We start from the raw sequence: 13,967 nt of genomic DNA on the forward strand, positions 1-13,967 counted from the left end.
GGCTTACTCCAACGCGCTACGCAGGCGTTCGTTGTTCAAATGAAAGGCGCCGTTGACGACGATTTTTTCGCCGGGGCGCAGACCGGCCAGCAATTCGCGCTTTTGGGCTTCCTCGCGGCCGAGTTTGACCGGGCGCAATTCGAACCGATTGTCGGCAGTCTGCACGAACACGTGGTCTTTATCATCTTCCCGCACCACCGCCGGGCTTGGAATCAGCAGCGACTGGGCGCCGGGCTTGCTGATTTTTAAAGTCGCCAGCATCTGCGGCTTGAACAGTCGCTGCGGATTGGCCAACGCCATCCTGACCGTCACGGTGCGGGTGTCGGGATCGACCAGATCGGAAACGTAGATCAGTTTGCCGCTGACGCTCTCACCGGGCAACGCCGGCACTTCCGCCAACACCTGGTCGCCCTGCCGGGCCCAGTGCGCCTGCTGTTCCGGAATTTCCGCCACCAGCCATAGTTGCGACAAATCGGCGACCGTGTACAGGCTGTCGGCCGGCTGCACCACCTGGCCGATGGCGACGTTACGCTCGATCACGACGCCGTCGATGCTGGAGGTTACCGGCGAAAACGAATGGATGCTGCGCTGCCTGTCCAGCCGCTTCAAATCGGCCTCGCTCATGCCCATCACCCGCAAGCGGTCGCTGGCGGCGCGCTGATCCACCTCGGCTTCGGCCAGCACGCCCTGGCGTTCCTGCAGTTCGGCTTCGGCGATCACGCCGCTTTCCAGCAGCCGCTCGGCGCGCTTGACCGTGATTCGCCGCAGATTGACTTGCGACGTGGCTTTCAGATAGTCCGATTGGGCCTGGCTCAGTTCGGTGCTGTTCAATAACGCCAGCCGGTCGCCCTTCTTGACGTTCTGGCCCAGCATCGCATTGATCTCGGTGATGCGGCCGGTCACGCTGGCCCCGATCCGGGCCACCCGATGCTGATCCAAATCCACCCGCGCCGACAGGCTCAACGACTCCCGCATCTCGCCGGGCCTGACTTCGTCAATCGTCAACAATTTCATCAACGCCGGCGAGGCCTCCAGCAACGGTTTCATGTCGGCGGCCGGCACCGGCCCGGCCCAGCACAATAAAGCGAAGATCAGGGTTAAGAATCGCTGCGCTTGCATGGTTTTTTCCTTTTGTCAGTAATCTGCTTGCCCGGCACGGCCGCAATGGGCGGCCCCGGCATTTATTCTTCGCCCGGCCGCGGCGTGATCAGCACTTTGTCTATGCGCACGCCGTCGATGTCGACAATCTCGAACCGCCATTCCCGATACTCGAAGGCTTCGGCGACACGCGGAATATCTTCCAGGTAAAACAAGACGAAGCCACCTACCGTGTGGTAAGCATTGTCGGCTTCGCCGGGGAGCTCGCCGCTGAAGCCGATCAGCGATTTCAAGCGCTGCACCGAGACGCCGCCGTCGACCAGCCAGGAGCCGTCGGCCCGCTCGGCAATATCGACATCCAGGTCGCCGCCGGGCAATTCGCCGACGATGGCTTTCAATACGTCGCTCAGCGTGACCAGGCCCTCGATATCGCCATACTCGTTGGCGACCAAAGCCAGGTCGACCTGGTTGGCTTTGAAATATTCCAGCAGTTGCACCAAAGTCATCGTCTCCGGCACGAAATGCGGCGTGTGCACGAACGGTGCGATTTCGAAGGCCACCCCGCTCATCGCCGGCTGCAGCAATTCGCTGCGGGTCAATACCCCGGCGATGTTGTCCAGCCCGCCGCGGCAAATCACGGTTCTGGCATAGGGGCATTCGGCAAGCTTGCGCCGCACCTCGGCATCGCCGTCATCCAGGTCGGCCGCGTAAATCTGCAGCCGCGGGGTCATCGCCGCGCCGACCCGCTGCTCGTCGAGCTTCATCACATTGCCGACCAGATGGCGTTCGCTGGCATGAAACACGCCGGACTCGGCGCCGATTTCCATCAGCAATTTGATTTCCTCGTTGGTCACGCTGGCCTGCGGCGGCCGGTGGGCACCGCACAAACGCAGCAGCAGCGAGCTGGACGAGGACAACAACCACACCAGCGGGCTGGCGAGCGCCGCCAACGCGTTCATCGGTTTGGCCACGGCCAACGCAATCCGTTCCGGATTCAGCAGCGCCAGCCGCTTCGGTGCCAATTCGCCGACCACGACCGAAAAATAGGTGATGGCAACCACGGTCGCGATCAGGGCGATGCTGTCGGCGTACGGCGCCAACCAGGGAAATTGGGCCAGATAGCGCTGCAACGGTTCGGTCAGGGCGTCTTCGCCGAGCGCGCCGCTGAGGATGCCGACCGAGGTGATACCGACCTGGACCGTGGACAAAAACCGCGACGGGTCTTGGTGCAGTTTCAAGGCGGTGGCGGCGCCGGCCCGCTTCTCGCCGGCCAATCTCTGCAAGCGGGCCAAACCGGAAGACACCAAGGCCATTTCCGACATGGCAAACACGCCGTTGAGCACAATCAAAAACACTATCAGGCCAATATCCATCGTCTTTTCGTCAGTCTGTGGAACGGTTTGGGCATCGCTTTACCAGGGGCTGTCGGCCTGATTCCGGCGATTGCGTTGGCTGTATTGATACTTGAATTTCCGCCGCAACAAACCGGTGGGCTCGTCGGGAATACGTTTCAATAGCTGTTCGTTGGCGCGTTCGGTTTCGTTGCGCTCGACCGCGGCGGCCGCTTCCGCCGGCTGCGCTTCCGGCTTGGCATCCTTGGGCTGATTTTGAGCCTGATCCGGCGGCGCAGTTTGCCGGCTATCCGAGGGGTTTTGTTCCGCCGGTTTTGATTGCTGCTCGGCCTGCTTGCGCTGGTCCGCCGCCGATTGCTCGCCCGGCTGCTGCTTGGCCGCTTCGTTCTGCCGGTCGCCGTCTGCCTGACCGGACTGGGATTGCCGGTCTTGCGCGTGCTGTTCTTGTCCGCCGTCCTGCGGCTGGCGGTCCTGGCCCTGGTTCGGCTGTTGTTGCTGTTGCTGCTGCTCCTGCAATTTTTTCTCGACCAATTCTTTATTGTATTTTGCGTCCTGATGCTGCGGATCGAGTTGCAAGGCCTGCTGGTAAGCCTGCACCGCCTCCGGCAAACGACCGGCCAGGGCCAGCGCATTGCCGCGGTTGTAGTGGCCTTCCGCGCTGTTGGCGTGTTTCAGGGACTCGGCGGCCTGTTCGTATTGGCCGGCCTTGTATTGGGCCGCGGCGCGCCAGGCCTGGTCTTGGAATTGCTCGGCCGCCTGCTGGTATTGTTGCTGCTCGAAGGCCTGCTTTGCGCGTTGGTCGGGATTTTTCCACAAGCTTTGCCAATCCAGCGCATAGCTGTTTCTGGGCAGCGGCGCCAGACTCAACAGGCACCAGAGCAACAAGCCTTTCCTGAATTGCCCGGCCGCCCACGGCAACACCAGCAGTAACAGCCATGGGCCTTTTTCGTCCCATTGCTGCAACAGCAAATTGGAGTCCTGATTTTGCGGATCGGTTACGACGGAATTGAACACCCGGCTCAAGGCTTCGACATCTTCGTCGCCGGCCGTTACCGGCTGATAAAGGCCGCGGCCGTTGCGAGCCAGAGTCGCCAAGGTCGCTTCGTCCATCTTCGCCACCACGATATTGCCGCTGCGGTCTTTCAAAAAACCGCCGCCGGCCGCCTGGATCGGCGCGCCGTCGGCGGTACCGACCGCCAATACCGATAATTGGTAACCGCGCAACCAATGCTCGGCTTGTTCCGCCACGTCGGCGTCGGCGCCGTCGGTCACCAACAGGATATGGCCTTTGGCCAGTCCGGCCTGACGCAACAAATTGGCGGCGTGTTCTACGGCAATGGCGGTATGACTGCCGGGGCTGGGCATGATGTCGGTGGTCAATGCCGACAACTGGCTGTCGATGGTGGCGGTGTCGGTGGTCAGCGGCGTCACGGTAAAGGCATCGCCGCCGTAAACCAGCAGTGCGGTCTGGCCGTCCTTGCGCTGTTTCAGCAGGTCGGCGATTTTATAGCGGGCCTTGCCGATGCGGCTGGGCTTGATATCGGCGGCGTCCATCGATTTGGACAAATCCAGCGCGATGACCAGCGCCGCATCGTTGCGAAAAGCCGGGCTGGGCAAGCGTTCCCAAGTCGGCCCGGCCAACGCAACAATCGCCAGCACGGTCGCCAGCGCGGCACCGATCAGGCTATAGCGCCGCTGCGCTGCCGCCGGCTGGTCCTGCAGCACGAACGGCAATAGCTCGGCATCGCAAACCTCAGTCCAATTTGCCCGGCTTTGCCGGTGGCGGGCCAGTTTCAGCAACAGCAAGGCGGCCGGCAGCAAGGCCAGAAACCAGAGCGGCCGTAAAAAATGGAATTCTGCCGGCATCAGCTCCACCGTAACCGCCCGGCCGCGATCAAGCCGGCCAATATCAAAGCCAGACCCAACGGCCAATGGAACAGCTCGCTCCGCGGCCGGAAGTATTGTTTGTCCTTTTCCACCGGTTCCAGTTGGTCCAGCATTTGGTAAATGCGCTCCAATTCCTCGGTGTTGCGGGCGCGGAAGTAATGGCCGCCGGTGGCTTCGGCGATCGCGGTCAAGGTTTTCTCGTCCAAATCCAGCGACGGATTGACCCGGCGGGTGCCGAACAGGCTGCGCACCAAAATTTCGTCGGCGCCGATGCCGATGGTATAGATTTTCAAGTGGTTTTCGGCTGCCAGTTCTGCGGCTTTCAGCGGTGTCAGTTCGCCGGCGGTGTTGGCGCCGTCGGTCAACAGGATCAAGACCCGGCTGGCATCTTTCTGGTCTTGCAGCCGCTTGATCGCCAGGCCGATGGCATCGCCGATAGAGGTTTTCGGCTCGTCTTCAGTGATGCCGATAAAGGCCTCCCCGAGCAAGGTCTGTACAGTCTTGCGGTCGAAAGTCAGCGGTACGTGCAGATAAGCCTGGGTCCCGAACAGGATCAGGCCGAGGCGGTCGCCGGCGCGGCGCATGATGAATTCGCCCGCCACCTGCTTGATCGCGGTCAGTCGGTCGACCCGCTGTTTCTCCAACAGAAAGTCCTCTTCCTGCATGCTGCCGGAGACGTCGACCGCCAACATCAGATCGCGGCCGCTGACCGTCTGCTCCAGCGGTTCGCCCAGCCACTGCGGCCGGGCCGCGGCCAACAGCAGGCAAAGCCAGGCGCAAACCGCCAGCCACAACGGCCAACGCCGGTCGCTGCCGACGATGCGACCCGGATCGCTGCCGAAATCGTCCAGAAACGGGGTCTTCAATGCCGCCTGCCGGGCCGGAGTCTGGGCCGGCAACCAGCGGCGCAGCAAGAGCGGCAACGGTATCAGGAGCAACAGCCAAGGCCAGGCCAGCGTCATCATGATTTTTTCGCCTGCTGTTTCAACCAGCGTTCGCATAGCTCGAACAAGGCATCCAATTCCGCGTCGTTCGGTAGCTGCGGCCGGTAGTGGGCATCGGCCAGACAACGTCCGGGCCCCTGTGTGAACGGCGCATCCGGCAAAGAACGATCCAGATATTGCAGCCAGGCATGGCCGCTCAGGCTGGCCACGTCGCGCCGCGGTGCGGTACTCAGCGCAACCCGGCGCAACCAGGCGGACAAGGCCGCCACAGTTTGTCTGGCATCGCCTGTGGGCTCGCTGCGCATGGCTTCCAGCAATTTGCCGGCAATTTTAACGGCACTGCGCCGACGTATTCGTTGATAAAGCTGCCGCAAACCGAACATTAATGCCGGCAGCAATAGCGCCAAAGCCCACCAACCGGGCGCCGGTGGCCAAAAATCGACGGCGTCGGGCAAATGAATATCTCTTAACGGCAATTGTTCCATCGTTGGCGTTATCGAATTCAGGGCAGTTGAGTATACAGGATCAGGCTTTCGTCGATTTCCCGCTGTACCGCCTGTAAATCGGCAAAACCGGTTTGGGCTGCCGCCAACTCGCCGGCATCGTAATATCGTTGCAAGCGATCGGCCTGGCTATGCAAATTTTGCTGCAGTTGCAGCAGTCGCTCCAGCCAGTCCTCGGCGTGCTGCCGCTCCTGCCGGGCCTGACGCAGCCAGCGCCCCAAATGGGTGCGCTGGCGATCCATGATCGGCCAGGCCGGTACCGGCTGTTGTCCGGCCGCAAACAGGCAGTCGCGTACCCGCTGCAACCACTGGCGGGCGTCGCAACGCCGAATGGCAATCATGGTCTGCTCCGGCGTCAACTCGGCGTTGGCATAGAAATCCCAGTCGGCAAAAGGCCGGTAGGCGGCCACCCAATCGGCGATCTGCGCTGCCGGCATCGGCCTGGCAATCGCATAACCTTGCAGCAATCGGCAACCGAGCAACAGCAACACCACACCTTGGTCCTGATTTTCGACGCCTTCGGCGACCACCTTACGGTTAAAGGCTTGGCTCAAATCAATCACACTGTCGATGATGGCGTAGTCGTCCGGATCATCGAGCATGTCGCGGACGAAGGTTTGATCGATCTTTACGGTATCGACCGACAAATGTCGCAAATGGGTCAGCGACGAATAGCCGGTGCCGAAGTCGTCCAGCGCCACACTGATACCCAGCTGCTCGCGGCAATTCTTGATGATGCGGTTCACGGCGCTCAAATCGTCCAGCGCGGTACTTTCCAGGATTTCGAATTGCAAAGACTGCGCCCGGATTTCGGGATGTTGCCGCAAGATGCCGGCTATGTGCTCCTGAATTCCCGGCCACAGCAAATGGTACGAGGAAATATTGACGCTGACTTCCAATTTCAAGCCCAATGCCTGCCAAGCCGCCAGATCGCGGCAGGCCTGCTCGATCACCCAGTTGCCGATGCGGATTTCCAAATCGGTAGAGGCAATGGCCGGCAGAAACTCCAGCGGCGGCACCATGCCGCGCTGCGGACTCAACCAGCGGATCAAGGCTTCGACGCCAGCAACCTGACCGCGCTTGATATCGACCTTGGGCTGGTAATACAAACACATTTCGCCATTCACGAAGGCCGCTTCGATATCGCGCAATTGCTGGTGGCGATGCATGATTTGCTGGTCCTGCGTCGCATCGAACAATTGGCAACGGTTCTTGCCGGCCAGTTTGGCCTGATACATGGCGTGATCGGCATGCCGCAGCAAGCCGTCCGGATCGGCATCGTCCAGCGGATATAAGGTGTAGCCGCTGCTGGCACCGACCGTGATTTGCTGGCCGTCGACCGAGAAGGGTTCGGAGATCGCCTGATGGATACGCAAAATGGCCTGTTCGCATTGCTCAAGGGTGTCGATATCGCGCAGCAGCAAGGCAAATTCGTCGCCGCCGTGGCGCGACACACTGTCCTCCTCGCGAATCGTATTCTTGATGCGCTCCGCCACTTCCACCAGCACCCGGTCGCCGATGTCGTGGCCGAACAGGTCGTTGACCGGTTTGAAACCATCCAGATCCAGAAAGCAGATCGCCAGCAACGACTTCTCCCGTTTGCTGTGAGCAATAGCCTGGCTCAAGCGGTCGGCGAACAAAATCCGGTTTGGCAACCGGGTCAACGGATCGTAATGCGCCACCAGTTCCAACAACTGTTGCTGTTGTTTGGCTTGGGTCACGTCGGAAAACAGGCCGATGTAATGCGTGATGCGGCCGTCGCTGTCGCACAATGCGGAAATCGTCAACCATTCCGCATACAAATCGCCGTTCTTTTTGCGGTTCCATAATTCGCCGCGCCAATGCTGCTGTTGCTGCAAGTCGCGCCACATCTCGGCGTAGAATTCCGGACCGTATTTACCCGACTGCAGAATATTGGGTTTTTTGCCGACCATCTCGTCGCGGCTGTAACCGGTAATCTCGCAAAAGGTGGGATTGACGTCGATGATGTTGGCCTCGGCGTCGGTAATCAGAATCCCTTCGTGAGCCTCGCTGAACACGCGGGCAGCCAGCTTTAAATCGTCTTCGGCCAGTTTGCGTTCGGTGATATCGCGCGACAAGCCCAACAAGGCGGTAATGTTGCCGTCGGCGTCGCGCATCGGAACGGCATGAGTGTCCAGCCAGCGCTGGCCGCCGCGCAATCCGGTGATTTCGAATTCCAAGGTGCCTGACGCTCCGGCGAACACCCGACGGATCAATTTTTTGAATTGGTCCCGGTATTTGGCGCCGACCAAGTCTTCCAATCGACAATTCTGGGCCTGTTGCAGCGAATCGGCTTCTATCATGTCCAGGCCGGCCGGATTCATCTGCAGCAGCCGGCCGTCGCGCGCCAGCAGTTTCACGGACTCCGGTTGCGAATCGACGATAGTGCGCAATTTAAGCTCGGACTCGCGCGCCTGTTGCGCGGCGGCTTTTTGTTCGGATACCGCCGTTTCCAGATCGCGGGTGCGCTGTTCGACCAAGGCTTCGACGGCGGCGGTGCGGCCGCTGACGATCAACAGCATGATATTCAACAAACTGGTAAAGCATAGGCCGCCGAGCAAGGTCACCCATAACACCGAAGACCCTTGTTCGTTGATGAATTGGCTGCTCGGCATTATCGTCACCCGCCAATCGCGGTCGACGAATTTGAAGACTCGTTGCCAATCCTGCAATGCGTAATTTTGGCGCATCGTCGAGGGTAAGCGCTTGGCGAACAATTCGGTGTAGACGCCGTTGCCGGCGGTATCCTCGATACTGATATCCAAGGACTGCGTGTTCAGGCCCTGGGTGACGACCTCCAACATCCGCGCCGGCACAATTACCGCCGAGACGAAACCGATGAAATCGCTGTCTGCCGCCGCTGCCGCCATTTTGAATACCGGGATAGACACCAGTACGCCCGGAACTGCGCCATCGGCCTGCACCAGACTTAGCCCTGCCGATGCGGTCGGCTTGCCGCTGGCCCGCGCGGCATCCTTGGCCTGTTTACTCAGCGGATTGGATACCGAGTCCAACCCGAAGGATCTCTCGTTTCCGGCCATCGGCTCGACGTAGGCCACCGGAAAATATTCGGCGCGTTCGCCGGCCGGCACGGAACGGCCGCCGGGGTCGCGTTCGGTGATGCGGAATCCGGCGTAGCCTTCCTGCCGCAATTTAGCTTCGAAGCCGGCGCGTTGCGGGTGACGTATTCTCGGCAACCATTCCAGCGCCTGGATTTCCGGATGCCGCTCCAAGATGCCGCGAGCAAAGCCGCTAAATTGCTCGCGGCTGATATCGCTGGACGCCAGGAATACATCCCGCAGCGCCAGACTACTGTCGACAACGTGGGTGGTGTATTCCGCCAACAGGGTTTCGACGGCGGCCGCCCGGTTATCGAAGGTCTGCTGGATTCGGGTTTGCTCGGCGCGAAACACCTGCGTGAACACTAACACCAGCGCCAGCAGAGTGCCCAATAGCGGCAAGGCCACGCTCAAGCGCCGGGCCCGCCACAAGGCATGCGGTCGGCCGAAGGCGCAGAACAGCAACGGCGCGATCACCATCACGCCCAGGCTGTCGCCGATCCACCAATTGCGCCAGGAGTTTTGTACCTCGTCGCCGGGCATCAGTTGCAAACCGTACAGGGCACCGATGCCTATGCTCGGCGCGGTCACGCAAGCCAAAGGGCCGACTAACACAAAAAACGTCAAGATCCGGCCCGGCGTTTCCAGTTTCGGCAAGCCCGGCCGCAAATACCGTTCCGACAAACCGGAGGCGACCACGGCTTGTAAGGTGCTGCCGCCAGCGATCAACATCGCGGCCGCGACGGCAGTCGAATTCAATTGCCCGGAAAAATTAGCGGCAGCGGTCAATTCGTTGAGCACGGCGCCCAACCAGATACCCGGCCACAACCGGCGGCCCCATATCAATAAGGCGGCCAGTGCGATCCCCGCCGGCGGCCAGAGCGGACTGGAATAACCCGGCGGAATCACCAGTTTCATGCCCAGCCAGCCGCCGATAAAAATTGCGGCCGCCAGCATAGCGATGCTGGCGGCAAAATGCAGCGGTCGCGCAACGCCGGTTTGCCGCGCCTGTGGCCCCGGGGCGGCTAAATTGGCGGGACGCAGCAAGTTTTCGGATCCGGACATGACGGACTGGGCCTCTAGCGGCAATGCGGCCGGGCGCCGGTCAGCACGTCCAGAGCGGTTTGCTGCGTGCTACAGGGGATCAGCAGCGAGTGCAATTGGCTGGACAATTTCTGCAGCAGGCGCCGACGATCGGCAAACTGTTGCTGATAGGACTGCGCCCGTTGCCGGTCGGCGCTGTCGAATAGGATTTCCCGCAAGCCGTCGGTAAATCTGTAGCGGCCCTTGCTGGGCAAGCGCATTTCCAACGGGTCGGCAATATGCACCATGACCACTTCGCAGTGCTTGGCCAAATTGGTCAAATGCCGTTCGGCGGCCGGATTCAGACCGCGAAAATCGCTGAGGATATAAACCCGGCTGCCGGGGCGGGCGTGATGTAGCAGCCTGGACAGCGGAATATCGAGCTGATCTGCCGGGTCGCCGCTGTAAGCCGGTTTTACCAAGGCATTCAAAAACCGCAGCAAGGCCGGCTTGCCGGTTTGCGGCCGCAATTCCAGGCAACCGGCTTCGCTGAATATCTGGCCGCCGATGCGGTCGCCCTGTTGCAATGCGGCCCACGCCAGCAAAGCCGCCAGACGGGCGGCCTGCACCGACTTGAACACGCCGCGGGTAGCGAAAGCCATCGTCGCCCGGTAATCGACGGCGATGAACATCGGCCGCTCGCGTTCCTCTTTGAAAATTTTGCTGTGCGGTTTGCCGGTGCGGGCGGTGACGCGCCAATCGATGCGGCGTACATCGTCGCCGGGCTGGTACAGACGGGTTTCGTCGAAGGCCATGCCGCGCCCTTTCAGATGCGACAGGTAATTACCGCTCTGCGCGGCGCGGATATTGGCGTGACCCAGGCTGATCGCGGCGGCCGGTTTGGCCAGATCGACCAAGCCTTTCAGAGTAACCGCCACCCGCGGGTTATCGGCGGTGTGTTGCGCATCCATCACGGCACGGCAATCCTGGCGATCAATTCCTTGACCACGTAGTCGGCAGTGACGCCCTCGGCCTCGGCCTCGTAGGACAAAATCAACCGGTGGCGAAGTACGTCGTAGGCCATGTCCTGGATGTCGGCCGGGTCGACGAAATCGCGCTGCGCCAGCCAGGCCTTGGCCCGGGCGCAGCGGTCCAGCGCAATGCTGGCGCGCGGGCTGGCGCCGTATTGGATCCAACCGGCCAAGTCCTGGCCGTAGGCCGCCGGTTTACGGGTGGCCAATACGATCTGCAATAAGTATTGCTCCAGACTATCGGCCATGTATAAGTCGAGTACCTCGCCACGGGCGGCGAACAGCGTTTGCTGGCTGATTTTGGGCGCCTGGTAGTCGCCGTTTTGCAAAGCACCTTTGGCTTCGGCCCGGGCGAGGTGCAGAATGGCTTGTTCATGGCCGGCATCCGGATAATCGATTTTGACGTGCAGCAAAAACCGGTCGAGCTGAGCTTCCGGCAGCGGATAGGTGCCTTCCTGTTCGATCGGGTTTTGGGTCGCCATCACCATGAACAGTTGCGGCAGCGGATAGGTGGCTTTACCGACCGTGATCTGCCGCTCGGCCATTGCTTCCAGCAACGCCGCCTGCACTTTTGCCGGCGCCCGGTTGATCTCGTCGGCCAGGATCAGATTATGGAATAACGGACCTTTCTGAAATTCGAAGCTGCCGGGCTGCGGCCGGTATATTTCGGTGCCGGTCAAATCCGCCGGTAACAGATCCGGGGTAAATTGCACCCGGTGAAAATCGGCCTGTACGCCCTGGCTGAGAACATTGATGGCGCGGGTTTTGGCCAACCCCGGCGCACCTTCCACCAACAGGTGGCCGTCGGCCAGCAACGCGATCAGCATCCGCTCTACCAGGACTTCCTGGCCGATGATTTGGCTATTGATATGGTGTTTGAGTTGTTGCAGCGCCGCTTGGCAGGAATCGGGACTTGTTGCAGTCATGTCGAATTGGTTTGATTGATGTTGCCGAGTTGGGACCGACCTTGGTCCGAAAAGTTGCGTTTGCGGCTAGTTTTTACGTTGCCGGTCTTTCCATTCGCGATGGGCGACCATGATGTTGACCACCTCGTGCGGATCGTCGGTGACGGTGATCAGTGCTAAATCCTCTTCGGAAATGGTGCCGTATTCGAGCATTTTCGCCTTCATCCAGTCCATCAGCCCGTTCCAGAAGTCGCTGCCGAACAACACCAGCGGAATCGGATAGACCTTGTGGGTCTGCATCAGCGTCAGCGCTTCGAAGAATTCGTCCAGCGTACCGAAACCGCCCGGCATACAGACGTAACCGATCGAATAACGCACGAACATGACTTTGCGCACGAAGAAGTAACGGAAATTCAGCGCGATATTCTGGTAAGGATTGGGTTTTTGCTCCATCGGCAATTCGATATTCAAACCGATGGAGGGTTGGTCGTTGGCGATCGCGCCTTTATTCGCGGCTTCCATTACGCCCGGACCGCCGCCGCTGATAATGGCAAAGCCCTGTTTGCTGAGCAGGTCGGCGATTTCGACGGTCTTGACGTAATAGGGATGATCCGGTTTCAAGCGGGCCGAACCGAAAATCGAGATCGCGTCGCACAGGCCGGATAATTCATCGAAGCCTTCGGTAAACTCGCTGATGATCCGGAAGATGCGCCAGGATTGGTCGCCTTTCAAATCGTCGATAATGCTGGTCGAAGCGGAACTGCTGGTCCGATTTTTGATGCAACTCATGTTAAATTCCTTGGCGAGGGCTGCCCGCCGTCACGGTGCTAAGGGTCAGCCCCGGTTAACTCCAGAAATATCCGACAGGCAATATGCAATCCGCCCGGCTTGTAAGGTGTGGGTCACGCGCCCGGTCAGGTCGCGCCCCCAGTAAGGCGTGTTGCAGCCGGCGCTAAGCCAGGCCGGGCGCTCGACCCGCCAGACCAGCGCCGGATCGAAAATACAGATGTCGGCGTTGCTGCCCACGGCCAGCGTACCGGCGGCCAGGCCCATGATCCGCGCCGGGTTGCAGGTCAGGCCGGCAATCGCTTGCGTCAGGCCGATGCGGTGTTGGCCGGTCAGGGCCAGCGTCAACGGCACCAGCGTTTCCAGCGCTGCGACGCCGGACTCGGTTTCCGGAAACGCGCCGAGCTTGGCGTCCAGATCGTGCGGTTGGTGATCGGAACAAATCGCGTCTATGGTGCCGTTGGCCAACGCTTCGCGCAGATACTGGCGGTCTATCGTGCCCCGTAGCGGCGGCATCACGTGGTAATTGCCGTCGAACGGTGCCATGTCGTTTTCGGTCAGGTGCAGTTGGTGTATCGCGACGTCGGCGGTGACGTTCAGACCGTACTTCTTGGCCTGTTGGATCTTGATCACCGATTGCTTGCAACTGATCTGACTGAAATGCACCCGGCAGCCGGTCAGTTCGGCCAGTTCCAGACATTGTGCCAATGCAATCGATTCCGCCGCTTCCGGAATGCCGGGCAAGCCGTAGCGGCTGGCGACCGCGCCTTCGTGGGCGCAGCCCTTGCCGGACAAGGACGCTTCGTTGGCGCGGAACATCAGCAGCAAATCGTGGCTGCTGGCGTACTCCATCGCCCGGCGCAAGATCAGCAAATTGCCGAGCGGGGCACTGGCATTGCCGACTGCGATGCAGCCGGCCTGCTTCAGCGCAAACATGGCACTGAGCTCGTTGCCGTTCAGACGCTGGGTCAGCGCGCCGATACTGTAAACTTGCGCATAACCGGCCTGCTCGGCCTTGTCTTTGATGTATTCGACCACGGCCGGCGTGTCGATACAGGGCTTGGTGTCGGGCGGCAAACACAACGAAGTCACGCCCGCGGCCAGCGCGGCCCGGGTTTCGGATTGGATATTGCCTTTTTGGGTCTGGCCCGGCTCGCGTAAGCGCACGCTCAAGTCGACGAAGCCGGGGCAAACCAACTGGCCGGTCGCGTCGATAGTTTGTTCGGCAGCGAAATCGGCCAGCGCTTCGCCAACCGCCACGATTTTACCGTCGGCGATATAGACCGGGCCAATGGCGTCGATGCCGCTGGCCGGATCGACGATGCGGCCATTGTCGATTCGGATTTTGGTCATGCCGC

The 13,967-nt window shown here is 60.6% G+C and carries 10 protein-coding genes; all 10 read right to left on the bottom strand.

The genetic code is table 11. From position 1 onward, the window contains the following. Positions 1–3: 3 nt before the first annotated feature. The gene (locus PL263_RS12765; protein WP_278209742.1) at positions 4–1,119 is read right to left on the bottom strand and encodes an efflux RND transporter periplasmic adaptor subunit; all 1,116 of its coding nucleotides are present in this window, start codon (positions 1,117–1,119) and stop codon (positions 4–6) included. Between the two features lie 62 nt (positions 1,120–1,181). Then, positions 1,182–2,471, bottom strand: coding sequence for a hemolysin family protein (locus tag PL263_RS12770; RefSeq protein WP_278209743.1), 1,290 nt, complete (start codon positions 2,469–2,471; stop codon positions 1,182–1,184). Between the two features lie 39 nt (positions 2,472–2,510). Next, entirely contained in the window at positions 2,511–4,316 is a 1,806-nt protein-coding gene (locus PL263_RS12775; RefSeq protein WP_278209744.1) for a VWA domain-containing protein, read from the bottom strand. Continuing rightward, on the bottom strand, positions 4,316–5,302 hold the full coding sequence (locus PL263_RS12780; RefSeq protein ID WP_278209745.1) for a VWA domain-containing protein: 987 nt from the start codon (positions 5,300–5,302) through the stop codon (positions 4,316–4,318). Before PL263_RS12780 ends, PL263_RS12775 begins: the two co-directional genes overlap by 1 nt. After that, the gene (locus PL263_RS12785) at positions 5,299–5,766 is read right to left on the bottom strand and encodes a DUF4381 domain-containing protein (RefSeq protein WP_278209746.1); all 468 of its coding nucleotides are present in this window, start codon (positions 5,764–5,766) and stop codon (positions 5,299–5,301) included. The genes PL263_RS12780 and PL263_RS12785 overlap by 4 nt, the downstream gene beginning before the upstream one ends. A gap of 17 nt (positions 5,767–5,783) precedes the next feature. Then, positions 5,784–9,929 carry an EAL domain-containing protein gene (locus PL263_RS12790; RefSeq protein WP_278209747.1) on the bottom strand — a complete coding sequence of 1,382 codons (4,146 nt, stop codon included), beginning with the start codon at positions 9,927–9,929 and terminating at the stop codon, positions 5,784–5,786. A gap of 14 nt (positions 9,930–9,943) precedes the next feature. Further along, the gene (locus PL263_RS12795) at positions 9,944–10,858 is read right to left on the bottom strand and encodes a DUF58 domain-containing protein (protein ID WP_278212875.1); all 915 of its coding nucleotides are present in this window, start codon (positions 10,856–10,858) and stop codon (positions 9,944–9,946) included. Beyond that, complete coding sequence (locus PL263_RS12800; protein ID WP_140912060.1) at positions 10,858–11,844, bottom strand: MoxR family ATPase; 987 nt, start codon at positions 11,842–11,844, stop codon at positions 10,858–10,860. Before PL263_RS12800 ends, PL263_RS12795 begins: the two co-directional genes overlap by 1 nt. 66 nt (positions 11,845–11,910) lie before the next feature. Continuing rightward, a complete protein-coding gene (locus tag PL263_RS12805; RefSeq protein WP_140912059.1) occupies positions 11,911–12,612 on the bottom strand; it encodes a TIGR00730 family Rossman fold protein in 702 nt (233 codons plus the stop codon). Between the two features lie 45 nt (positions 12,613–12,657). Further along, the gene (locus PL263_RS12810) at positions 12,658–13,962 is read right to left on the bottom strand and encodes a dihydroorotase (RefSeq protein WP_278209750.1); all 1,305 of its coding nucleotides are present in this window, start codon (positions 13,960–13,962) and stop codon (positions 12,658–12,660) included. Positions 13,963–13,967 lie beyond the last annotated feature (5 nt).

Source organism: Methylomonas sp. EFPC3 (assembly GCF_029643245.1).
GTDB classification, from domain to species: Bacteria; Pseudomonadota; Gammaproteobacteria; order Methylococcales; family Methylomonadaceae; genus Methylomonas; species Methylomonas koyamae_B.